At 49.7% G+C, this 22,740-nt stretch carries 22 protein-coding genes and 1 tRNA gene; 9 read left to right on the top strand and 14 right to left on the bottom strand.

Translation table 11 applies throughout. The features are described 5' to 3' along the window. Window positions 1-13: 13 nt before the first annotated feature. The 3 genes from rfbA to RS889_RS19420 form a co-directional block, all read right to left on the bottom strand. Window positions 14-877: a glucose-1-phosphate thymidylyltransferase RfbA gene (gene rfbA, locus RS889_RS19410; RefSeq protein ID WP_315708422.1), complete on the bottom strand. Its 864-nt coding sequence runs from the start codon at window positions 875-877 to the stop codon at window positions 14-16. 3 nt (window positions 878-880) lie between these two features. Then, a complete protein-coding gene (rfbB, locus tag RS889_RS19415; RefSeq protein ID WP_315708423.1) occupies window positions 881-1,945 on the bottom strand; it encodes a dTDP-glucose 4,6-dehydratase in 1,065 nt (354 codons plus the stop codon). A gap of 239 nt (window positions 1,946-2,184) precedes the next feature. Next, window positions 2,185-2,562: a winged helix-turn-helix transcriptional regulator gene (locus tag RS889_RS19420; RefSeq protein WP_315708424.1), complete on the bottom strand. Its 378-nt coding sequence runs from the start codon at window positions 2,560-2,562 to the stop codon at window positions 2,185-2,187. Between the two features lie 616 nt (window positions 2,563-3,178). Between RS889_RS19420 and cspE the strand changes: the two genes are divergently transcribed. After that, complete coding sequence (gene cspE, locus RS889_RS19425) at window positions 3,179-3,391, top strand: transcription antiterminator/RNA stability regulator CspE (RefSeq protein ID WP_021014446.1); 213 nt, start codon at window positions 3,179-3,181, stop codon at window positions 3,389-3,391. Between the two features lie 369 nt (window positions 3,392-3,760). Here cspE and RS889_RS19430 read toward each other — a convergent pair whose 3' ends face one another. From RS889_RS19430 to xerD, 7 genes are all read right to left on the bottom strand, one after another. Next, the gene (locus tag RS889_RS19430; protein WP_021014445.1) at window positions 3,761-3,931 is read right to left on the bottom strand and encodes a YnfU family zinc-binding protein; all 171 of its coding nucleotides are present in this window, start codon (window positions 3,929-3,931) and stop codon (window positions 3,761-3,763) included. A gap of 315 nt (window positions 3,932-4,246) precedes the next feature. After that, window positions 4,247-4,320 (bottom strand) — tRNA-Gly (locus RS889_RS19435). A 170-nt stretch (window positions 4,321-4,490) separates the two neighbouring features. After that, window positions 4,491-6,008: a lysine--tRNA ligase gene (gene lysS / locus RS889_RS19440; protein ID WP_315708425.1), complete on the bottom strand. Its 1,518-nt coding sequence runs from the start codon at window positions 6,006-6,008 to the stop codon at window positions 4,491-4,493. A 9-nt stretch (window positions 6,009-6,017) separates the two neighbouring features. Next, window positions 6,018-7,116 (bottom strand): peptide chain release factor 2 gene (gene prfB, locus RS889_RS19445; protein ID WP_315708426.1). Its coding sequence is split into 2 segments (ribosomal slippage): window positions 6,018-7,040 and window positions 7,042-7,116, totalling 1,098 coding nucleotides; the frame shifts between segments, so codons are not numbered across the junction. 187 nt (window positions 7,117-7,303) lie between these two features. Then, on the bottom strand, window positions 7,304-9,037 hold the full coding sequence (gene recJ / locus RS889_RS19450; protein WP_315708427.1) for a single-stranded-DNA-specific exonuclease RecJ: 1,734 nt from the start codon (window positions 9,035-9,037) through the stop codon (window positions 7,304-7,306). Then, window positions 9,038-9,754, bottom strand: coding sequence for a bifunctional protein-disulfide isomerase/oxidoreductase DsbC (gene dsbC / locus RS889_RS19455; protein ID WP_315708428.1), 717 nt, complete (start codon window positions 9,752-9,754; stop codon window positions 9,038-9,040). An 88-nt stretch (window positions 9,755-9,842) separates the two neighbouring features. Then, the gene (gene xerD / locus RS889_RS19460) at window positions 9,843-10,742 is read right to left on the bottom strand and encodes a site-specific tyrosine recombinase XerD (RefSeq protein ID WP_021014440.1); all 900 of its coding nucleotides are present in this window, start codon (window positions 10,740-10,742) and stop codon (window positions 9,843-9,845) included. 316 nt (window positions 10,743-11,058) lie between these two features. Between xerD and RS889_RS19465 the strand changes: the two genes are divergently transcribed. The 6 genes from RS889_RS19465 to fldB all read left to right on the top strand — a co-directional run bounded on the left by RS889_RS19465 (window position 11,059) and on the right by fldB (window position 17,648). Next, window positions 11,059-11,841: an IclR family transcriptional regulator gene (locus tag RS889_RS19465; RefSeq protein ID WP_315708429.1), complete on the top strand. Its 783-nt coding sequence runs from the start codon at window positions 11,059-11,061 to the stop codon at window positions 11,839-11,841. Window positions 11,842-11,876: 35 nt separating this feature from the next. After that, window positions 11,877-13,082 (top strand): L-rhamnonate dehydratase, encoded by a 1,206-nt coding sequence (rhmD, locus tag RS889_RS19470; protein ID WP_021014438.1) that lies wholly within the window; start codon window positions 11,877-11,879, stop codon window positions 13,080-13,082. A gap of 71 nt (window positions 13,083-13,153) precedes the next feature. Beyond that, complete coding sequence (locus tag RS889_RS19475) at window positions 13,154-14,440, top strand: MFS transporter (RefSeq protein ID WP_315708430.1); 1,287 nt, start codon at window positions 13,154-13,156, stop codon at window positions 14,438-14,440. 25 nt (window positions 14,441-14,465) lie between these two features. Then, window positions 14,466-15,302 carry a 2-keto-3-deoxy-L-rhamnonate aldolase gene (yfaU, locus tag RS889_RS19480; protein WP_315708431.1) on the top strand — a complete coding sequence of 279 codons (837 nt, stop codon included), beginning with the start codon at window positions 14,466-14,468 and terminating at the stop codon, window positions 15,300-15,302. A 341-nt stretch (window positions 15,303-15,643) separates the two neighbouring features. After that, window positions 15,644-16,969, top strand: a complete 1,326-nt coding sequence (locus tag RS889_RS19485) for an MFS transporter (RefSeq protein ID WP_315708432.1) — start codon at window positions 15,644-15,646, stop codon at window positions 16,967-16,969. 160 nt (window positions 16,970-17,129) lie between these two features. Next, the gene (fldB, locus tag RS889_RS19490) at window positions 17,130-17,648 is read left to right on the top strand and encodes a flavodoxin FldB (RefSeq protein WP_315708433.1); all 519 of its coding nucleotides are present in this window, start codon (window positions 17,130-17,132) and stop codon (window positions 17,646-17,648) included. A gap of 171 nt (window positions 17,649-17,819) precedes the next feature. Here fldB and rlmF read toward each other — a convergent pair whose 3' ends face one another. The 3 genes from rlmF to sdhE all read right to left on the bottom strand — a co-directional run bounded on the left by rlmF (window position 17,820) and on the right by sdhE (window position 19,631). Beyond that, window positions 17,820-18,752 (bottom strand): 23S rRNA (adenine(1618)-N(6))-methyltransferase RlmF, encoded by a 933-nt coding sequence (gene rlmF, locus RS889_RS19495; protein WP_315708434.1) that lies wholly within the window; start codon window positions 18,750-18,752, stop codon window positions 17,820-17,822. A gap of 200 nt (window positions 18,753-18,952) precedes the next feature. Beyond that, window positions 18,953-19,384, bottom strand: coding sequence for a protein YgfX (locus RS889_RS19500; protein WP_315708435.1), 432 nt, complete (start codon window positions 19,382-19,384; stop codon window positions 18,953-18,955). Then, window positions 19,365-19,631: an FAD assembly factor SdhE gene (gene sdhE / locus RS889_RS19505; protein ID WP_021014431.1), complete on the bottom strand. Its 267-nt coding sequence runs from the start codon at window positions 19,629-19,631 to the stop codon at window positions 19,365-19,367. Before sdhE ends, RS889_RS19500 begins: the two co-directional genes overlap by 20 nt. A 271-nt stretch (window positions 19,632-19,902) precedes the next feature. Between sdhE and ygfZ the strand changes: the two genes are divergently transcribed. Further along, window positions 19,903-20,889, top strand: a complete 987-nt coding sequence (ygfZ, locus tag RS889_RS19510) for a tRNA-modifying protein YgfZ (protein WP_315708436.1) — start codon at window positions 19,903-19,905, stop codon at window positions 20,887-20,889. Window positions 20,890-20,956: 67 nt separating this feature from the next. Here the strand turns inward: ygfZ and trhA are convergent, their stop codons facing one another. Further along, window positions 20,957-21,604, bottom strand: a complete 648-nt coding sequence (gene trhA, locus RS889_RS19515) for a PAQR family membrane homeostasis protein TrhA (protein ID WP_315708437.1) — start codon at window positions 21,602-21,604, stop codon at window positions 20,957-20,959. Between the two features lie 226 nt (window positions 21,605-21,830). On the opposite strand from trhA, the gene RS889_RS19520 reads away from it, so the two are divergent. After that, window positions 21,831-22,439 (top strand): HD domain-containing protein, encoded by a 609-nt coding sequence (locus RS889_RS19520; RefSeq protein WP_290181603.1) that lies wholly within the window; start codon window positions 21,831-21,833, stop codon window positions 22,437-22,439. The last annotated feature ends 301 nt before the right edge of the window (window positions 22,440-22,740 follow it).

Here is a 22,740-nt window from a genome sequence, read left to right on the forward strand (position 1 = left end):
TGAAATCGTTCGGCTATTTAAGCAGAGCCATAAGATATTTACCGTACTCATTCTTCAACATAGGCTTAGCAAGCGACATCAACTCTTGATTAGATAACCAACCATTTCGCCAGGCAATTTCCTCCAGACAAGCTACTTTTAGCCCTTGAACATTCTCAATGGTTTGTACGAAAGAAGACGCATCATGCAAACTCTCATGCGTTCCCGTATCCAACCAGGCAAATCCGCGACCAAAAATCTCTACGTTCAATGAGCCATCATCGAGATACATCTGATTAATTGACGTAATCTCCAGCTCCCCTCTGTGAGAGGGTTTTACTTGCTTGGCAAACTCAATAACTCGTTTATCGTAAAAATAGAGACCGGTGACAGCATAGTTTGATTTGGGTTTAGCTGGTTTTTCTTCTATTGAGATGGCTTTCATTTCGGTATCAAATTCAACTACGCCAAAACGCTCAGGATCTCTTACCTGATAACCAAATATCGTGGCGCCGAACACTTTCTCAGCGGCACTTTTCAGCATTTTACTGAATGACTGTCCGTAGAAAATGTTATCCCCTAACACCAGACAGCATCTGTCCTGCCCAATGAACTTTTCGCCAATAATAAATGCCTGAGCCAAACCATCTGGACTGGGCTGAATAGCATACTCAATATGGATGCCAAAACTGCTGCCATCCCCAAGCAGGCGGCGGAAACTATCACTATCCTCAGGGGTGGTGATAATAAGCACATCTCTGATATCTGCTAGCATCAGTGTCGAAAGCGGATAATAGATCATAGGCTTGTTGTAGATAGGCAACAACTGCTTTGATACGCCGCGAGTGATGGGATAAAGACGAGTACCGGAACCACCGGCCAGAATAATACCTTTCATTATTTATCCCCCCGCACCTAGACGTTCACGGCTATAAGAACCATCAAGGACACGGCTCCACCAGCTCTGATTATTCAAATACCACTCTACTGTTTTGCGAATCCCGGACTCGAAGGTTTCTTCCGGTACCCAGCCAAGCTCGCGTGCAATTTTCCCGGCATCAATAGCATAACGAACATCGTGACCGGGCCGATCTTTAACATAAATAATCAGGTCCTGGTACGCCTTTACGCCCTGGGGCTTATTGGGAACTAACTCTTCCAACAGTGCACATATTGTTTTCACCACACCAATATTGGTTTTTTCGTTATGACCGCCAATATTGTACGTCTCCCCGACTTTCCCTTCGGAAACGACCTTATAAAGGGCTCTGGCATGATCCTCAACAAATAGCCAATCACGAATCTGCATTCCATCGCCATAGACAGGTAGCGGTTTCCCTTCAAGCGCATTAAGAATCATTAGTGGTATGAGCTTTTCCGGAAAATGGTAGGGGCCATAATTATTCGAGCAGTTAGTGATGATGGTCGGCAAACCATAAGTCCGATACCATGCCCGAACCAGGTGATCACTTGACGCCTTGGAAGCAGAATAAGGGCTGCTTGGAGAATAAGATGTCGACTCAGTGAAAAGCCCGTCAGCACTTTCCAGGTCACCATAGACTTCATCGGTAGAGATATGATGGAAACGAAATCCAGATTTTTTCCCCGTACCTAATGTATTCCAGTAAGTACGAGCAGCCTCCAGCAGGGTATAAGTTCCCACGATATTCGTTTCAATAAAGGCAGCCGGGCCATCAATTGAGCGATCAACATGCGATTCTGCAGCCAGATGCATGACAACGTCTGGCTGGTGTACCTGGAAAACGTGATCCATTCTGGGCCGATCGCAAATATCGACCTGCTCGAACGTATACCGTTCGTGGTTTTCGATATCGGTCAGTGACTCCAGATTTCCCGCATAGGTAAGCTTATCAACGTTAACAACAGCATTCGCCGTATTTTTAATGATATGACGAACTACCGAGGAACCAATAAACCCGGCCCCGCCTGTAACCAGTATTTTCATGCTATTACATCCAATGACGAAATTGCTCGGGTCCGACAAGAGCTAATCCGAAGCGACAACTGACAAGCCTCAATCACGCTCTCGCCCTTAGTACCGCGCTTGAAAGACAAATTTCAATTCAATTGTTGATTATCATGTGTTTCTGACTGTCTGATAATGAAATCAAATTAACAGGGAAACAGTGCGCACATTCTACATGTCCATTGAGCAAGGTGTAAAACACCACGGGTTGACTCCTGTTAAGCGAGTGGCTCGGTGACATTAGCCTCATCATAACGCTGCTGAGACTGCATTATCACCTCGATATTGTTTTCGGCCCAATGTGTTAATTCGTTAATGGTTTTAACTAATGTTTGCCCCAACGAGGTAATGGAATATTCCACTGTCACCGGTACCGTAGCGAAAGCCTGCCGGTGAATCAGACCATCACGTTCCAGATTTTTCAGTGTCTGTGACAACACCTTCTGAGATATTCCTTCGACATCCCGTCGCAGTTGGTTAAATCGTACCGGTTCATCTGCTAAGCGATCCAAAATCAATAACGCCCACTTGTTAGATAAACGATCCAGTACAAAGCGGGCTGGGCAGTTTTTGCTATACACATTGAATTCAGACATAACGTTCATCCTCAAAAAACATTCCATCAGAGTGAAATATTCACCGTCAACTCCAACACTCCGCTAACCATACTGCACTTGATATCTTATTGAAAGTTAGTTTCAAATAAATACCAACATAACAAACCCACTGCCAATAGACATTTTAAAAATGCCACTTTTAATTACTTTTTATAACGCTACGAATACATTGATATAAACGGTTTGGTTTATCTCAGGAGAGATTTTATTTCTCTTATACCCACCATTTGTTGAGGAAGGATCCAAGACAACGATCTATGATAAATATCATGCTACAAATCATAACGATACCATTCATGACGATAATCATTTCACTGAGTATTTATGCTTTCCTTCGACTTTTTACTACTGACTTTTTAAGGATTATTGAACTTTATAAAAATAAAGCTTGCTTAATGAGCATCAGATGTGTGTTAATAGCGCCATCGGTTTGCAAGTCAGACCTTATGTAAGCAGTTTTAGTAAAGCAGTCCTCAGTTCAAGCGCTATCATAGATATCTCTTCTTCATAGGTCTCACCTAAGTGCATCATAAGCTATCTCGAAGGCAGGCCATAATACCCACATTTTGTGGAAAAAATTATAAAGGAAATATCTGTGTCTAATAAAATGACTGGTTTAGTAAAATGGTTTAACGCCGATAAAGGTTTTGGTTTTATCAGCCCTGCTGATGGTAGCAAAGATGTATTCGTACATTTCTCCGCTATCCAGAGTGATGATTTCAAAACACTGTATGAAGGTCAGAATGTGGAATTCTCTATTGAGAATGGCCAGAAAGGACCGTCAGCAGGTAATGTCGTTATACTGTAACCAGTATGCGCCAACGAAGCTTATAACAGCAATGAAAGTATATCTCTGAGCAGCTAAGCTTCATAAAAAAAACAATCCATATAATGTGGATTGTTCTTTTTGCATTCAACATGGGGGTCAATATAATCATTTCACTATCCATTATTCCACGACATCACAGATAGCCTTTCAAATAAATCACCGATGATTTTTATTCATAATTAAAATTGCCATCATGAAAATAATGATAAAAATAACCCGCCCATGAAAATTGTAAAAATATATAAATAATTTATTTTCACATAAATAAATCGCATACCTTCTAATAAATCAGGTCAACGCTAATAATGTATTATTTTAATAAAACCTATAGGTTCTATATTCTAGAATTTACGACGGTTTCGCATCTTTAGGCAAAAAAAGCGTGCCGCAGTTAGGGCAAATCAGCGTAACATCCTTACTGATTTTTGAGGCTGTCTGTTTAGTCACATAGGCACATTTAGGACACGCGATAGAAACTTTCCGCTCATTAAACAGTTTTAATCCATCCAAAAAAGACATCACGGTTTCCTCACCATAGATGGGTGGCTAATAATACGCCGTTAGAAAGAGAATTACCCGATATGTTTACTCCTTGACCACACTAGTTAGATGCCTGACGTTTCCTCTGTCGCTCTCGTATCGGTACTCATTGCCGCCATAATGCCATTAGTATAGACATTACTGGCCCAACGCGCGTCTGGCGCCAACCATCCTTGCTTTACCATGTCCGTTCGTGCACGCGCAGTCACATCACGGCGCAGAAACAACCGCAACGCAAAAGAAAAAATTTATTGAGGATAAAATTTGGTAAGGAGTATGAGATTAGACTATTTTTGGAGCGAGCGAAGGGAATCGAACCCTCGTATAGAGCTTGGGAAGCTCTCGTTCTACCATTGAACTACGCTCGCATAATAAATTGCACTGCATTATAACGCTATCTGTTTGCCGGGCAAGACAAAAACCCAGCCAACTGCATACGGTTTGAGCAATCAACCTGCCAGTACAGCAATCAGCAGAGAATGTGACAAAAAAACCGGTGCATAAGGCACCGGTTTTGATATCACGATAGTTGCAGTGATTATTTCTGCGGACGCATGGCCGGGAACAGGATCACGTCGCGTATCGTATGGCTATTGGTGAACAGCATTACCATACGGTCGATACCGATACCCAGACCTGCCGTCGGCGGCATACCATGCTCCAGCGCCGTGACATAATCTTCATCATAGAACATGGCTTCATCATCGCCCGCGTCTTTGGCTCGAACCTGATCGGCGAAACGTGCAGCCTGATCCTCCGCATCATTCAGCTCGGAGAAACCGTTACCAATTTCACGACCACCGATGAAAAACTCGAAACGATCAGTAATATCCGGGTTCTGATCATTACGACGAGCCAGCGGAGAAACTTCCGCCGGATATTCAGTAATGAAGGTGGGTTGAATCAGATTACTTTCCGCCGTTTCTTCAAAGATCTCGGTGACGATGCGGCCTAAGCCCCAGCTTTTCTCGATTTTGATCCCCAAAGATTGAGCAATCGCGGCGGCTTTATCAAAATCATCCAGATCGGCGACATCGGTTTCCGGCCGATATTTGCAAATCGCTTCGCGCATGGTCAGCTTTTCAAACGGTTTGCCGAAATCGAAAGTCTGATCGCCGTACTGTATGGTCGTCGTGCCTAGCACGTCCTGCGTCAGCGTACGAAACAGACTTTCCGTCAACACAATCAGGTCTTTATAATCGGCATACGCCATATAAAGCTCCATCATGGTGAACTCAGGATTATGACGCGGGGAAACGCCTTCATTACGGAAGTTGCGGTTGATTTCAAATACGCGCTCAAACCCTCCCACCACCAGACGTTTCAGATACAGTTCCGGCGCGATGCGCAGATACATATCAATATCCAGCGCATTGTGATGAGTCACGAACGGGCGAGCCGCCGCACCGCCGGGGATAACCTGCATCATCGGCGTTTCCACTTCCATAAAACCGTTACCAACCATAAAGCCGCGGATCGCCGCCATCACTTTTGAACGGATGCGGAAAGTGTGACGGGACTCCTCGTTAGCGATCAAATCCAGATAACGCTGACGATAACGGGTTTCCTGATCCGCCAGACCGTGGAATTTATCCGGCAACGGACGCAGCGCTTTGGTTAACAGACGCAGTTCAGTACAGTGAATAGAGAGCTCGCCGGTTTTGGTTTTGAACAGCTTACCGCGTGCGCCGAGAATATCCCCCAAGTCCCACTTTTTGAACTGTTCGTTGTAAATGCCTTCCGCCAGATCATCACGGGAAACATACAATTGAATACGGCCACCAACGTCCTGTAACGTCGCGAAAGAGGCTTTCCCCATGATACGGCGGGTCATCATCCGGCCAGCCACCGTGACTTCAAGATTCAGTGCTTCCAGTTCTTCATTTTCTTTATCGTCGTAACTGACGTGCAGTTGTTCAGAGATGCTGTCTCGGCGAAAATCATTCGGGAATGCAATGCCTTTTTCACGCAGCGCTGCCAGTTTTTCACGACGTGCTTTCAGTTCGTTATTAAGATCCTGCGCCTGCTCGGCACCCTGTGATTGAGGTTCAGACATGTGGATTCCTTATAGCCCCGCTTTTAAACTTGCTTCAATAAATTTATCCAGATCACCATCCAGTACCGACTGAGTATTTCGCGTTTCCACTCCGGTACGTAAATCCTTGATACGGGAATCATCCAGCACATAGGATCGAATCTGGCTTCCCCAGCCGATATCAGACTTACTGTCTTCCATCACCTGTTTCTCAGCATTTTTCTTCTGCATTTCAAACTCGTACAGCTTGGCTTTCAACTGTTTCATCGCCTGATCTTTGTTTTTATGCTGGGAACGGTCATTCTGGCACTGAGTAACAATGTTGGTAGGAAGATGGGTAATACGTACCGCAGACTCGGTTCGGTTAACGTGCTGACCACCCGCCCCGGAGGCACGGTAAACATCAATACGCAGGTCCGCAGGATTGATTTCGATATCAATATCGTCATCCACTTCAGGGTAGACGAAAGCGGAACTGAAGGAGGTATGACGACGACCGCCGGAATCAAATGGACTCTTGCGCACCAAACGGTGTACGCCGGTTTCAGTACGCAGCCAACCATATGCGTAATCACCCATAATTTTGATGGTGGCAGACTTGGTGCCAGCGACTTCACCATCAGACTCTTCAATGATTTCGGTTTTGAAACCTTTGGCTTCCGCCCAGCGCAAATACATGCGCACCAACATGCTGGCCCAGTCCTGGGCCTCTGTACCGCCAGAGCCCGCCTGAATATCAAGATAACAGTCTGCACTGTCATACTCGCCAGAGAACATGCGGCGGAATTCAAGCTGGCCCAGTTTATTTTCCAAAATATCCAGTTCGGCGTTGGTTTCGTTGAAGGTGTCTTCGTCGTCCTCTTCCACCGCCAGCTCCAGTAAGCCAGTTACATCGTCCAGTCCTTGTGTCATCTGGTCGATAGTTTCGACAATGGCTTCCAGCGAGGAGCGCTCTTTCCCCAGCGTCTGTGCACGTTCTGGTTCACTCCAGACGTCAGGCTGTTCCAGCTCGGCGTTTACTTCTTCGAGGCGTTCTTTCTTGGCATCGTAGTCAAAGATACCCCCTAAGGACGGCTGTTCTTTCAGACAGGTCCTGAATGCGGGTTTTTACCGGATTAATTTCAAACATGATTTTTAGGATCTTACGTTAAGTCGTAGATGACGGAATGCATTTAAACCATCAATTCTAACGGATTAAGCTCAGGGTTTATAGCAATCTGTACAGATTTTGACGCTATCCGACGCGATCGGGCTCTGGCTGGCAAGATGCCGAGACCAGAGCAAAGACAAAAACAGGATATAACCACGAATCGGCATTACAACGGCCACAGATGTTCGATCAGTAACTGTACCGAACGTTTGCCGCGGTATTCATTAACATCCAGTTTATAAGCCATCTCCACCTGCCGTACGCTGATATCAGGCCACAACAACGTGTCGATGTTAAAGGCGATACCATCCAGCAGCGGCCCGCCGTTCAGCGGTTCCACCATGACTTTCAGATGACGTTCTCCCACCAGTTTTTGCTGCAACAGACGAAAGCGTCCATCAAATGTCGGTTCCGGGAATGCCTGCCCCCACGGACCAGCCTCACGCAACATTTCCGCGGTAGTCAGCGTCAGATCGGGTAATTCCAGCTCTCCGTCCGACCAGATCACACCTTCTAACTGCGATGCATCCAGCCAGTCGCCCACCAACTCACCAAAACGCAGCCGGAATTCATCAAAACGGGTCTCCTCCAGCGATAATCCGGCGGCCATCGCATGGCCGCCAAATTTCAGCATCAAACCGGGATAAAGCGTATCCAGTCGCTCCAGCGCATCGCGCAGATGCAAGCCAGCAATCGAGCGTCCTGAACCTTTCAGAATACCGTCACCGGCAGGCGCAAAAGCGATCACCGGCCGGTGAAAGCGCTCTTTGATACGTGACGCCAGAATGCCGACCACACCCTGATGCCATTCCGGGTGGTACATTGCCAGCCCATAGGGTAATGCGTCACGGCTGTGTTCCAACTGATCACACAGACGCAGCGCTTCCACCTGCATTCCTTGTTCAATTTCACGCCGGGTCTGATTCAGAGCATCTAAATCATTGGCCAGCATCCGCGCCTGCACTATGTCATCACTCAGCAGCAACGCTACACCGATGGACATATCATCCAGCCGTCCTGCCGCATTCAACCGCGGTCCCAGCGCAAAGCCCAGATCACTGGCGGCCAATTTACTCGCATCACGATTAGCCACTTCGAGCAAGGCGCGGATACCCGCACGGCATTTTCCCGCGCGAATACGGCTTAACCCCTGCGCGACCAGAATGCGGTTATTCGCATCCAGCGGTACCACATCAGCAACAGTGCCAAGCGCCACCAAATCCAACAATTCTGCCAGATTGGGCTCGGACAATCCCTGTTGCACGAACCAGCCAGTCTCCCGCAGTCTGGCACGTAGCGCCATCATCAGATAAAACGCCACACCGACGCCCGCCAGCGATTTGGACGGAAACGCACAGCCGGACAAATTGGGGTTAATCATGGCATCGGCGGCAGGCAGAGTTTCACCCGGCAGATGATGGTCAGTCACCAGTACGCTAATGCCTCGCTGATGGGCATCATCCACACCGGCATGGGAAGAGATACCGTTATCCACGGTAACGATTAATTCCGCGCCTTTTGCCGCCGCCTGCGCCACCACCTCCGGACTCAGGCCGTAGCCATCCTCAAAACGATTTGGCACCAGATATTGAATATGACGGCCGCCCATACTGCGCAGCGCCAACAACGTCAATGCGGTACTGGTGGCACCGTCGGCGTCGAAATCGCCGACGATCACGATGCAAAGGTTGTCGGCCAGTGCTTGCTGTAACACATCAACCGCATGTTCAATACCGTCCAGCAAGTGGTAGTCCAATAATCCCCGCAGGCTGCGTTCCAGCTCTTGTGCCGCCTTAACGCCACGTTGAGCATACAGTCGGCGTAACAAAGGCGGCAGAGAAACGGGTAAATCAATGTGCTCCGCCGCCGGACGGCGACGGAGCTGGGTAATAAATTCCACTTAATCACCTGACTTCAGTGAAGCCTTATGCGCTTCCAGCATAGCAAGCATCTCTTTCGGATCCTGATAACCTGGAACTACCGTGCCATCGTCCATCACGATAGCTGGCGTACCCCGCACACCGAACAATACGCCAAGCTGGTACTGCGCAGTGATGTCGGTCTTGCAGGTAGCCGGGGAGATATCATCCCCTTTCATCGCAGCATCAAACGCTTTTTTGCGATCGGCGACACACCAGATGGACTGCATATCTTTTGCTGTCTCCGAGTGAGGCCCTTGCCGTGGAAACGCCAGATAGCGCACGGTAATGCCCAAGGCGTTGTAATCGCTCATCTGCTCATGCAGCTTGCGACAGTAACCACAAGTGATGTCGGTAAATACCGTGATGACGTGCTTTTCATCCGCCGCCTTGTAGATGATCATCTGATCCTGCAAGGCATCCATTTTATTTTTCAGCGCATGATTAGTGACATTGACCGGTGTCTTACCGCTGACATCATATAGCGGCCCCTGTAGCAGGTGTTTGCCATCTTCAGTGATATACAACACTCCACCGTTGGTCAGCAGCGCTTTCATCCCATTGACCGGAGCGTCCTGAATCTCTGCATTCTGCATCCCCAGACGGGCCAGTGTCTGTTTGATTGCCGCATCATCGGCGTGAGCCAGCCCGGTTACGCTGGTAGCCAACAAAGAAAGCAGTAATACACTCTTTTTCATTCGTTAATCCTGTTATCGGTAAGGCGCATGCGCCGGGCTAATCCGTTATGGCAGGTCTTCGTCAGCCATCATATCCGTAAATGGTCTGTCATGCCCGAGGATGATGCTGTTTATGCAGTTGTTTAAGGCGCTCTGTCGCGACATGTGTATAAATTTGCGTGGTGGAAAGGTCACTATGACCCAACAGCATCTGTACAACCCGCAAATCGGCACCGTGGTTCAATAAGTGGGTCGCAAAGGCATGACGCAAAACATGCGGAGAGAGTTTCGCACTATCAATAGAGGCGAGAATCGCATAGTGCTTGATACGATGCCAGAAAGTCTGGCGTGTCATTTTCTGACTCCGGTTACTGGGAAACATGATATCCAGTGTCCGACCATTCAGTAACCAGGGACGGCTGTATTCCAGGTACTGCTCCAGCCAGTAAACCGCTTCTTCCCCCAGCGGCACCAGCCGTTCCTTGTTACCTTTTCCGACTATGCGCACCACCCCCTGACGCAGGCTGACATCACTGATGGTCAGTCCCACCAGTTCAGAGACACGCAACCCAGTGGCGTACAACACTTCCAGCATGGCTTTATCCCGCAGTTCAAGCGGTTGCTCGACGCTGGGTGCCTTCAATAGAGAGTCGACTTGCGCCTCCGACAAGTCTTTTGGTAAACGCTGCGGTAACTTGGGAGAAGAGAGCACCGCACTAGGATCGTCCAGCCGCTGTTTTTCCCGATAAAGATATTGAAACAGGCGCCGCATGGCACTCAACAGACGAGCCGAACTGGTCGCTTTATAGCCACCCTCGATCCGTTCCGCCAAAAATGCTTGTAAATCCAGTGATTGAACCTGCAATAGATGATTGTCGTGATGCGCCAGCCACTCGGCCAGCGACTGCAAATCCAGCCGATAAGACGCCAGCGTATTCTCCGCCAGATTCCGCTCCAGCCATAAGGCATCGAGAAACTGCTCAATCAATGCCTGATCCTGTTCATGCATACGCTTTTCCTCTTTATCTTTCGGCTGACGCTTATCTGTCTCTACAGCCTATTTTCCGTTGCAACAGAACGTGAATGGAATAAAACCACACTGAATACCCCCCATGTTACGCCAACAAAAAATGAAGACGGCTCCGTAATATGAATTGTCAGTACAACCTGTTGTACTCAAAACAAAAAAAATCCGTGAAGTTGCTCACGATTATAAATGCTATTTTCCCGTTTTTTCGCACCACCTACGGTTACATGACCTCCGTCACATAATACCTGAAGAGAACCCACAATACTGATTCCACTAAGCAAGACAGGAGTCCAATATGTTGGAATCAAGCAAAGTTCCGGCGCTGACCCGCGCGATAGAGATCATGAATCTGATTGCCCACCGAGGTCCACTTTCAGCCGCAGAGATCATTGCTGAACTCACCATCCCGAAAAGCACCGCCTATCTGTTGCTGGCTGAACTGAAGCGGCATCGCTTCATCTCTGTGGATACCAACGATAACTATTGCCTGTGGACAAAACTGGTGGAGTTGGCAGAACACGCGCTTAGCAAAATCGATCTGCGTGAAATCTCCCGTGCACGCCTGACACAATTGATGGAGCAGACCAACCTGCTTTGTCATCTGGGAATCATTGACAATGGGAACGCCTACTACATTCTGAAAGTCGAATCCTCTTCCACCATCAGTGTGCGTTCACATGAAGGGAAAAGCCTGTCGCTCTCGCGTTCGGGTATCGGCAAATGTCTGCTCGCCTGGCAGCCGGAAGAACAGCGCGAAAAGATTATCGCCAATCTCGACTTCACAGCCAAAACCCCCAGCACCATCACGACACCGGAGCAATTACACACCGAACTCAACCATATTCGCCGCCAGGGCTGGAGCTATGACAATGGCGAAGATTATCGAGATGTTCGCTGCGTCGCCGCACCGGTATTCAACAGTCGTAACGAACTCACTGCCGCCATTTCGGCAGTAGGAACACGGTTGCAAATCAATAACGACAACCGTGATCTGCTCGCGAGCCAAACCCTCGCCTGCGCCAGGGATATTTCCCGTTTACTGGGTTGGAGAAGTCCGTTCGATTCCCAAACAGCCTAAACCTTATATATAACTACAATAGTGGAGAATGAAAGATGACCTTACCTACTATCAAACATATCCGCGCCTGGACCCTGGGTGGAGCCACCGCAGAAAAAGGCAGCGGTGGCGCCGATTACCACGATCAGGGTGGCAACCACTGGATCGACGATCACATCGCCACACCGATGAGCAAATACAAGCAGTATGAACAGTCACGTCAGTCTTTCGGGATCAACGTGCTGGGTACGTTGGTGGTGGAAGTGGAAGCGGATAACGGCCAAACGGGCTTTGCGGTGTCTACCGCGGGTGAAATGGGCTGTTTTATCGTCGAAAAACACCTCAACCGCTTCATTGAAGGCAAATGCGTCAGCGACATCAAGCTGATCCACGATCAGATGCTGAACGCCACCATGTACTACTCCGGTTCCGGCGGTCTGGTGATGAACACCATTTCCTGCGTTGATTTGGCGCTATGGGATCTGTTTGGCAAGGTCGTGGGGTTGCCAGTGTATAAACTCTTGGGTGGCGCAGTACGTGACGAGATCCGTTTCTATGCGACTGGCGCACGTCCCGACCTCGCCAAAGAAATGGGCTTTATCGGCGGCAAAATGCCCACGCACTGGGGACCGCACGATGGCGATGAAGGCATCCGCAAAGACACGGCCATGGTGGCGGATTTCCGCGAAAAATGCGGACCGGACTTCTGGCTGATGCTTGATTGCTGGATGAGTCAGGACGTCAACTACGCCACCAAACTCGCCCACGCTTGCGCGCCTTACAACCTGAAATGGATCGAAGAGTGTCTGCCGCCACAGCAATATGAAGGCTACCGGGAATTGAAACGCAGCGTGCCGGCAGGAATGATGGTCACCAGCGGTGAACACCACGGCACACTGCAATCCTTCCGTACACTGGCGGAAACCGGCATCGATATCATGCAACCGGATGTCGGCTGGTGTGGCGGCCTGACCACACTGGTCGAGATTGCCGCTATCGCCAAATCTCGCGGCCAGCTAGTGGTTCCGCACGGATCATCCGTCTATTCCCATCACGCGGTGATCACCTTTACCAATACACCGTTCAGTGAATTCCTGATGACCAGCCCTGACTGCTCCACCCTACGTCCGCAGTTCGACCCCATCCTGCTCAATGAGCCGGTGCCGGTAAACGGTCGTATGCACAAGTCAGTGCTTGATAAACCGGGATTCGGCGTCGAGTTAAACCGGGATCTCGGCCTGCTGCGCCCTTATACCCACTAATTGCGCCGTCACGGGCCCCATTACTGCTGGCGGACCGTGGCCACACATCACCTCTGACGAGGACACATACTATGAATACCGTTCTGGAAAGTGCGGTGAAGAAGAACCGTGCGCGGTTGATTCCGTTCATGTTGTCGTTATACATCCTGGCATTTCTCGATCGCTCCAATATCGGATTTGCCAAAGAGGCTTATCAGCTTGATACCGGTCTGAGCAACGAGGCGTATGCACTGGGTGCCGGTATTTTCTTTGTGGTGTACGCCTTCCTCGGCGTCCCAGCCAACCTGTTGATGCGCAAATGGGGAGCTCGTCGCTGGATTGGGAGCACCGCCCTGGTATGGGGTTTGCTCTCCGCCGTGATGGGATATGCTGATAGCGAAGCCAAATTCTTGCTCATACGTACCCTATTGGGTGCGGCGGAAGCTGGCTTCTTTCCCGGCATGATTTATCTGACCTCGCAATGGTTCCCACAAAACCATCGAGCCAGGATCATGGGACTGTTTTACATGGGGGCGCCGCTGGCGTTGACGCTGGGTTCCCCGCTATCCGGCGCGCTACTGGAGATGCATGGTTTTATGGGGCATCCTGGCTGGTACTGGATGTTCATCATCGAAGGCGGACTAGCGGTCATTGCCGGACTAGTGACATTCTTCTATCTTGATGACACACCACAACAGGCACGCTTCCTCAGCGCAGAAGAAAAACAGGCATTAATCACCCAGTTGGCAGGGGAAGAGGAGAAAAAAACCGCCTCTCGTTTTACCGATGCCATCACCAATGGTCGGGTCTGGCAATTAGCCATTATTTACATGACCATTCAGATTGCAGTATATGGATTGATCTTCTTCCTGCCGACGCAGGTAGCAGCGCTGATGGGCACCAAAGTCGGCTTTATCGTCTCTCTGGTTGCCGCCATTCCCTGGATAGCATCGCTGTTTGGTACGTTACTTATTCCCTATTACTCTGATAAAACCGGCAACCGTCGCAACCTCGCCGCGATGACGCTACTGGCAGCGGCATTCGGTATTGGTATTTCCGGCCTCGTCAGCCCTATATTGGCGATGATCGCTTTGTGTGTGGCGGCAGTCGGGTGTATCGCCGTACAACCGGTGTTCTGGACCATGCCGACGCAGTTGCTTTCCGGTACGGCACTGGCGGCAGGGATTGGTTTTGTCAATTTATTCGGCGCAGTTGGCGGTTTTCTGGCACCACTTATCCGTGTTAATGCCGAATCGTTCTTCCATAGCAGTGCTGCCGGACTATTGGCCCTCGCAGGCGTCGCGATTGTTGGCGCATTGATTATTCTCACCCTGAGTGTGGCAAAAAGGGCAACGCTGACGACCCAGGTCAATCGCTAAAGTACCACCTGAAGTAAGGATTATTATGAACAGTGAATTAGAAAAGGATGCCTTAAACAACAAGGTATTAGCCAACCCGTTCAAACGGGGACTCCAGAATGGAGAGGTACAAATCGGCCTGTGGCTCAGCAGTACATCGTCTTATCTGGCAGAGATAGCCGCAACATCATCTTACGACTGGCTACTGATCGATGGAGAACACGCACCCAACACGATGCAGGATCTCTATCATCAGCTCCAGGCCATTGCGCCCTATCGTAGCCAACCCGTTATCCGCCCGGTAGAAGGGCAACGCAGTGTCATCAAGCAGGTACTGGATATCGGTGCGCGTACCTTGCTGATCCCCATGGTGGATACCGCTGAACAGGCGCGGGACGTGGTATCAGCGACCCGTTATCCGCCGCATGGCATACGTGGCGTCGGCGCCAGCGTTGCCCGTGCCGCACGTTGGGGCAGAGTAGAAAACTATATGGCGAAAGCCAATGAAGAGCTGTGTCTGCTGATTCAGGCGGAAAGTAAAACCGCGCTGGATAATCTGGACGAGCTGCTGGAAGTAGAAGGCATTGACGGTATTTTTATCGGCCCCGCCGATCTCTCTGCGTCACTGGGCTACCCCGATAATTCAGGCCACCCGGAAGTACAGCGAATTATCGAACAGAGTATCCGACGCATTCGCGCCGCTGGCAAAGCCGCCGGTTTTCTGGCGGTAGATGTCGACATGGCGAAGCGATGTATTGCCTGGGGAGCCAATTTTGTAGCGGTTGGCGTAGATACCATGCTCTATACACAGGCGCTGGATGCGCGTCTGGCGCAGTTCAAACCCGCCACAGCCGCTGCAACGCAGCAAAAAACCAGCTATTAGTCGTTGTTCAACAGCCAGGGACGGCTGTACACCCGAGACGGTTTCACCGGTCAAAGCGTATCGTTTCTCATCAGAGCCGGCCGCTCCCTATTACCAACCCTTGCCTGTCAATTTCCCACTATTATTTTCCACAAGCATGAACGGGGTACAATTCGGCAATAACGCTCATATTTGTAACATCCTGTGGCAAAAACCAGACGTTAAGGAATTATGTTTCACCATTTCCCAATCTTCCGGGATACGCGCCCTACAAGGCCTGGCGACCAACGTTAGCCGAGTTTGAAAAGAAGTTTTTTCTATGCATAGAATGCGCGTTCGTATGTTAAAAAAAAGAAAAACTTATGCAAGCCTCCATCACATCCACCATCGAAAATGACGCTCTTGCCACACCGGTTAATTCCCGTAACAAGGTTGTGGTGGCTTCATTGATCGGTACCGCGATCGAATTTTTCGATTTTTATATCTATGCCACTGCGGCAGTGCTGATATTTCCGCATATTTTCTTCCCTCAGGGCGATGCCGCGGCAGCCACGCTACAATCACTAGCCACCTTTGCCATTGCCTTCATTGCGCGCCCCATTGGCTCGGCGCTGTTCGGCCATTTTGGCGACCGCATAGGACGAAAAGCCACACTGGTCGCATCACTATTAACCATGGGTATTTCCACCGTGCTTATCGGCCTGTTACCGAGCTATGCGTCTATCGGCGTTATGGCACCATTGCTGTTGGCACTGGCCCGCTTCGGACAAGGGCTGGGGTTAGGTGGTGAATGGGGTGGTGCCGCCCTGCTGGCAACAGAAAACGCCCCCGCCCATAAGCGTGCGCTGTATGGTTCATTCCCACAGTTAGGTGCGCCGATTGGCTTTTTCTTCGCTAACGGCACTTTCCTGCTGCTCTCCTGGGGACTGACCAACGAGCAGTTTATGAACTGGGGCTGGCGTGTACCGTTTATTTTCTCTGCGGTACTGGTCATCATCGGTCTTTATGTTCGAGTTTCCCTACATGAAACACCGGTGTTTGCCAAAGCGGTCAAAGCCGGGAAGCAGGTACGTATCCCGATAGGTACGCTGTTAAATAAACACCTAAAAGCAACAATTCTCGGCACTTTCATCATGTTGGCCACCTATACACTGTTCTACATCATGACTGTGTACTCCATGACATACGGCACTACACCAGTTCCTGTCGGTCTAGGCATCCCACGTAATAACTTCCTGTGGATGTTGATGATTGCGGTCATTGGTTTTGGCCTGACGATCCCGATAGCCGGCCATCTGGCAGATATTTTTGGCCGTCGCAAAACCATGATCGCGGTAACCTGCGCAATGCTGGTGTTCGCGATGATTTTCCCTTCTCTGTTGGGCTCGGGTAATCAAATACTGATCATGGCATTTCTGGTGTGCGGGCTGAGCATGATGGGATTAACCTTTGGCCCGATGGGTGCCCTGCTGCCGGAACTGTTCCCCACGGAAGTGCGTTATACCGGCGCATCGTTTTCCTATAACGTCTCATCCATTCTGGGCGCTTCCGTTGCACCCTATATCGCCGCCTGGCTGACCAACCACTATGGATTGTTCTATGTGGGTGTTTATCTGGCCGCAATGGCATCATTAACGCTGATTGCCTTGTTGCTGACCAAAGAAACTCGCCATCACTCGTTCGATTAATCTTCACGGTGAAGGCGCTATTGCCTTCACCGATTCCTGAACCGCATCATCATTTCGTCTATACGAGCACCGGATATTCCGTTAGGCTAGCGGCCATAACACCGTTCTGCCCATCGTGGTAAACGGTATCCTTCATCCATTCAATAATCATCAACTGCTTATGAATATCGGTCTTTTTTACGGTTCCAGCACGTGCTACACAGAAATGGCGGCAGAGAAAATCCGCGACATTCTGGGTGAAGAACTGGTTGAGTTGAACAATGTCAAAGATGTCGCCCCGCAACGCATGGAAGAGTACGACATCCTGATTCTTGGCATTCCCACTTGGGATTTTGGCGAAATTCAGGAAGATTGGGAGGCTATCTGGGCCCAGCTTCCCGAGCTGAATCTACGGGGAAAAATCGTGGCGTTATATGGCATGGGCGACCAGCTAGGGTATAGCGAATGGTTTCTTGATGCGTTGGGCATGTTGCATGACCAATTACGGCCACTGGGTGTGAAATTTATCGGCTACTGGCCGACCGAAGGTTATGAATTCATCAGTCCGAAAGCATTAACGGCGGATGGTAAACATTTTGTCGGACTGGCGCTGGATGAAGTGAATCAATATGACCTGAGCGATGACCGCCTCCAGCAATGGTGTGAACAGATTTTGCTGGAAATGGCGTCACTGCTGTGAATACCAGGCTCTGATACCGCATCACGCGATGCGTTATGTTCGACAACAACGCCATCACGAAAGGACCACTATACACGGGCCCGACACGCGTCGAGGCCCCTGCCAGAACCTCTCGCGCTCACCCTGAAATCCGACTCCGCTACGGTTTGCAGCTATTTTCCCGGCAAATGACTAACGTTTCTGAAACCATCTTGCACGCGCTGATGTATCAAAAAAGCTCCAGGCCACAAAGCGGCTTTGTTTCTGTCCCTGCGCCATATTGATGGTCCGCACTTTTTCGACGCCCACACTTTCCAGCGCACGATAAAGATCTGGCAGGTTTTCTTTACGGGAAACCAATGACGTAAACCACAGACACTGCCGGGCAAAAACGGCGCTTTCATGGATCATCTGGCTGATAAAGGCTTTCTCTCCACCTTCACACCACAGTTCATCCTGTTGACCACCGAAATTCAGCGGCGAATTTTTGTCCAGCCCAAGATTATGGAATTTACGCTGCGAGCCTTGTCGGGCATCGGCGGCTGACGCATGGAATGGCGGGTTACACAGAACGGCATCAAACGATTCACTCTTGTGGATGATCCCCGTCAGAATCGCGTTACTGTTTTTCTGACGGCGTAACCGAATAGCACGATTAAGACCGGGGTTCGCCTCAATGGTGGCATTCGCCGCCTGCATCGCCTGAGGATTAATCTCACTTGCAGTAAAACGCCAGCCATACTCTCGATAACCAATCAGTGGGTAGATACAATTGGCACCACAGCCAATATCTAGGATTGATGCATTACGCGGTATGACAGATTGATTATCCTCGGCCAGCAAATCAGCCAGGTAATGAATATAATCCGCGCGCCCCGGCACTGGTGGGCAGAGAAAGTCTGCCGGGATAATCCAATGCTCAATCTGGTAAAAATGGTGCAATAACGCCTGGTTCAGCGTTTTAACCGCCTGTGGGTCGGCAAAATCAACCGATTCATCACCATGGGCATTTACTTTCACGAACGGTATCAACGCCGGATGACTTTGTTTCAGCGTAGTAAAATCATAACGGCTGCGATGGCGATTACGGGAGTGCAGAACAGTTTTATCAGCGGGCGTGGTCATCAGCTTCTCTCTCATTGAACGGCGCGTAAGATACCTGCTGCGGTGCTCTCCGTAAATCATTGCCGTCATTTTTCTGCAAACGCCCAGCCACGAGACATCATGCAGGTGGGCAAAAAGTGTATCAACAGTATTGATAATAATGGGAAGGAACCGGGCCAGGCAGGAAAATTACAGACGCCGGCAAGGCGCAAAAAACCATTTTACATCAGGCGATCACTCTGCCAGTTCTTATGCTGCAACAGCAAATGACACAAATGACGCCACTCCTCGTTCCCCATACTGTCCGACGCCAGCCATAAACTACGGCGGCGCGGGCTTTTACCCTCTGTCGTGCGCAACGATAACAGGATACCGTTTTTCAATACCCACGGACGTTTTGTTATTTGCCATTCCCGGTGCTGCCAACGCAGATGGTTTTCGTTATATAGCACAATCTCCCCATGCCGGGATTTAATATTCCGTTGACTGCGAATAAAACCAAACATCACCAATGTCACCAGCCCCAGCCAGACAGACACATAACCATCTGGCCAAGGAGCCAGCAAAATCAGCAACACCAATAATCCGTGCGCCAGCAATGAGAAAAGCTGCATACGCCAGGAAACCCGCAAATTACATTGCCACTGGACCACGGTTTTTATTTCGCGTTTGAATAAGGGAAACCATATGCTTCAAGCCCTGATCCGTTGGCTCACCGTGATTCATCAGCCAGTTGAACAGATCGGGATCGTCGCACTGCAATAGACGGATAAAATTACGCTTATCGTCGTCACTCAGTGTGTCATAGTCATGCTCAAAAAATGGCATGATTGAAATATCCAGCTCACGCATTCCGCGTCGACACGCCCAGTGAATACGTGGTTTATTATCGATATCCATGCTCTTTGCCTACTGTATCTTGGTGATAACCACCAGCCGCGATGAGAAGCGGTAGTGTAACCCGATTTCATCCGGTGGTATTCAACTAATAGTAACACTTTGACATATTTTACCGCAGCATTGATTCCCGTACATTTATGCCCTGCGAACTGCATCGAAAATAAGCGTGGTAACCCCATGACTATTTATAAACCAATAACCGCTTGCAAAGTGTCGCCGCTCTTTTACCATGAAGTCATTCGCTTAAAGCACCTCACCGCAGGATGGTAATATGGCTAAGCCGCTTCCTTTTTCATCACAACCACTGTTTGCTTCATCCCAACTGCCCGCCACTCTGATGTCGCTGGAAGACTGGGGGATGGTCACCCTGTCTGGACCGGATACCGTCAAATACCTGCAAGGACAGGTTACTACGGATGTCGCAGCACTAACGGCGGAACAACACGTCCTGTGCGCCCACTGCGACGCCAAAGGAAAAATGTGGAGCGACTTGCGTCTGTTCCACTACGCTGACGGCATGGCATATATCGAACGCCGTAGCGTGCTCGAGACCCAACTAAACGAGCTGAAAAAATACGCCGTCTTCTCAAAAACCACCCTCACCGCCGAGGACAACGTGGTGCTGCTAGCTGCCGCCGGGCAGCATATCCGCGAACTCATCGCACCAGAGTTCGATACGCTGCCTGATGCAAAAAACACCGTAGTACAACTGCCGGGCGCGACATTGCTGCATTTTACGTTGCCTACCGAACGTTTTCTGTTGGTCCTTTCGGTTGAACGGGCGACCTCCCTGTTGGAAACGCTGGGAGACAGCATTCGACTCAACAACAGCCAGCAATGGTTAGCACTGGAAATAGAAGCCGGCCAGCCAATTATTGACAGCGCAAACAGCGCACAGTTCATCCCACAGGCGACCAATCTACAGGCGTTACAAGGTATTAGCTTTAGCAAGGGATGTTATGCCGGGCAGGAAATGGTGGCACGGGCCAAGTACCGTGGTGCCAACAAACGCGCCCTCTATTGGCTTTCGGGTAATGCGGCTATCGTGCCGGTAACGGGTGACAGTCTTGAACTACAGATGGGTGAAAATTGGCGGCGTACCGGCACCGTACTGGCCGCCTGTCGACTACAGGATGGGACGCTGTGGGTACAGGCAATACTGAATAACGATCTTGAGGTCGACAGTGTGCTACGGGTACGTGAAGACATCGGCAGTCAGTTGGCAATCCAACCGTTACCGTATTCACTGGAAGAATAACCGGATATTGGTCATCAAGCTCATGGTCACGGAAATAATGAGCTTGGTGACCAGCCAAGGCACGGAATCAGACATACAAATAGATCGCCAGAAAATGGCACAGACTGCCGCCCAGCACAAAACCGTGCCAGATAGCATGGTTGAAGGGAATACGCTTGCATACATAGAAGATAACGCCCAGCGTATAAAACGCGCCACCGATAACCAGTAGTGTAATACCGCCGGCAGAAATCTTCATCACCAACTGGTAGATGACAACCAGCGACGACCAACCCATAACCAGATACGTCATTAATGACAGCACTTCAAAACGGTGTGCGAACGCCAGCTTGAATATCACACCCAACAACGCCATGCTCCAGATGACAATCATCAACCCGTCAGCCAACGGGGTATTCAATCCCACCAACAGAAACGGCGTATAGGTTCCGGCTATCAGCAAATAGATGGCACAGTGATCAAACTTCTTCAGCCAGAGTTTTGCCCGTGGATGAGAAATGCCATGATAAAGCGTTGAAGCCAGAAACAGCAGAATCAAACTACCGCCGTACAGGCTGTAGCTGGTAATGGTCAGGGTATTATCACCATTGTTCACCGCCTGCACCAGTAGCAACACCAACCCGACAATCCCGAATACACAGCCAATCCCGTGGCTAATGCTGTTGGCAATTTCTTCTGCCAACGAATAATCCAAGCCCCATATTTTCTTTGTCATTGCCAACCTCTGGTACTGCGCGCAATCTCGCATCTCGTCAAAGACATTTTTGCGTCTGCGACGCACAAACCATGAACAGCTTAACTGAGAATAATTTCAGTGTACACGTGTAAGCTAAAATAAATCAGCTGATCCAACTTCATCACCTAATGGCAACCATCACTCGTATTAATCTCCACTCGCTTCCCCTACAATTGATGGGTTTTTATTGCCGGAGGTTACCTGGATGTCGCTTGCTTCAACCGTATTGAATTTTGGCTCCCTGACCGACGTAGTCGGGTTTTTAATGGAAATTGACAAGTTAAAAAGCGTGCAACGCCGTTCAAAAGTGATCGGCACATCACGCCATGAAGACTCCGCTGAACATAGCTGGCACTTTGCCGTCGCGGTAATGAGTCTGGCACCTTACGCGGGAAAAGACGTGGATATTCAACGCGTCATTCAGATGGCGTTAATCCACGACATCGTTGAAATCGACGCAGGTGATGTTCTGGTCTACGACTTGCCCGCTCGCGCTGCGGTACATCAGCAGGAAGTTGCCGCCGCCGCACGTATCTTCGGCCTGCTGCCGGAGCCGCAACGACATTATTTCCAACAGTTATGGCAGGAATATGAAACCGGGGAAACAGCCAGCGCCCAATTTGCGCTGATGATTGACCGCATCATGCCAGTCCTGATGAATTTGCATAATGGCGGTCAGAGTTGGGTTGAAAACGGCATCCGGCTGGAACAGGTATTGGCCCGCAACACCTTTATCAACGACATCAATCCAGAACTGTGGCAACACATGAAGCAACATCTGGAAGCCGCACAGAGCAAAGGTTGGCTGAAGTAGTCAGCTTTCTCATGCTTGAACAGAAGGTAAATCGGGTTCCGGCCACCGTGCTGGAATCTGATCTGCTATCGGGGGCGGTATCGCTTAAAACCCGATATGGGCGGTGATTTGCTCATGAGTGAAAGAAACCAGGCAAGTAATTGCTATAGATGTCATTGAGCCCTACACATTTTTCTCATATCCTCATCATGTTAGGTGTGACCATCTACTTAGGTTTGTGTTTTCCGATAAGAAGTCATCATTTACCTAACCCAATAGAAACCGTAAACCCTGCGGCAACACCGGAAATTCCGCTAGTGTC

This window comes from Brenneria uluponensis, assembly GCF_032395385.1.
In the GTDB taxonomy this organism is placed as follows: Bacteria; Pseudomonadota; Gammaproteobacteria; order Enterobacterales; family Enterobacteriaceae; genus Prodigiosinella; species Prodigiosinella aquatilis.

Excerpts from the sequence above, each read along its gene's own strand:
- rfbA (WP_315708422.1), bottom strand. The coding sequence starts at position 877 with ATGAAAGGTATTATTCTGGCCGGTGGTTCCGGTACTCGTCTTTATCCC.
- rfbB (WP_315708423.1), bottom strand. The coding sequence starts at position 1,945 with ATGAAAATACTGGTTACAGGCGGGGCCGGGTTTATTGGTTCCTCGGTA.
- RS889_RS19420 (WP_315708424.1), bottom strand. The coding sequence starts at position 2,562 with ATGTCTGAATTCAATGTGTATAGCAAAAACTGCCCAGCCCGCTTTGTA.
- RS889_RS19430 (WP_021014445.1), bottom strand. The coding sequence starts at position 3,931 with ATGTCTTTTTTGGATGGATTAAAACTGTTTAATGAGCGGAAAGTTTCT.
- lysS (WP_315708425.1), bottom strand. The coding sequence starts at position 6,008 with ATGTCTGAACCTCAATCACAGGGTGCCGAGCAGGCGCAGGATCTTAAT.
- dsbC (WP_315708428.1), bottom strand. The coding sequence starts at position 9,754 with ATGAAAAAGAGTGTATTACTGCTTTCTTTGTTGGCTACCAGCGTAACC.
- xerD (WP_021014440.1), bottom strand. The coding sequence starts at position 10,742 with ATGCATGAACAGGATCAGGCATTGATTGAGCAGTTTCTCGATGCCTTA.
- RS889_RS19465 (WP_315708429.1), top strand. The coding sequence starts at position 11,059 with ATGTTGGAATCAAGCAAAGTTCCGGCGCTGACCCGCGCGATAGAGATC.
- rhmD (WP_021014438.1), top strand. The coding sequence starts at position 11,877 with ATGACCTTACCTACTATCAAACATATCCGCGCCTGGACCCTGGGTGGA.
- RS889_RS19475 (WP_315708430.1), top strand. The coding sequence starts at position 13,154 with ATGAATACCGTTCTGGAAAGTGCGGTGAAGAAGAACCGTGCGCGGTTG.
- yfaU (WP_315708431.1), top strand. The coding sequence starts at position 14,466 with ATGAACAGTGAATTAGAAAAGGATGCCTTAAACAACAAGGTATTAGCC.
- RS889_RS19485 (WP_315708432.1), top strand. The coding sequence starts at position 15,644 with ATGCAAGCCTCCATCACATCCACCATCGAAAATGACGCTCTTGCCACA.
- fldB (WP_315708433.1), top strand. The coding sequence starts at position 17,130 with ATGAATATCGGTCTTTTTTACGGTTCCAGCACGTGCTACACAGAAATG.
- rlmF (WP_315708434.1), bottom strand. The coding sequence starts at position 18,752 with ATGACCACGCCCGCTGATAAAACTGTTCTGCACTCCCGTAATCGCCAT.
- sdhE (WP_021014431.1), bottom strand. The coding sequence starts at position 19,631 with ATGGATATCGATAATAAACCACGTATTCACTGGGCGTGTCGACGCGGA.
- ygfZ (WP_315708436.1), top strand. The coding sequence starts at position 19,903 with ATGGCTAAGCCGCTTCCTTTTTCATCACAACCACTGTTTGCTTCATCC.
- trhA (WP_315708437.1), bottom strand. The coding sequence starts at position 21,604 with ATGACAAAGAAAATATGGGGCTTGGATTATTCGTTGGCAGAAGAAATT.
- RS889_RS19520 (WP_290181603.1), top strand. The coding sequence starts at position 21,831 with ATGTCGCTTGCTTCAACCGTATTGAATTTTGGCTCCCTGACCGACGTA.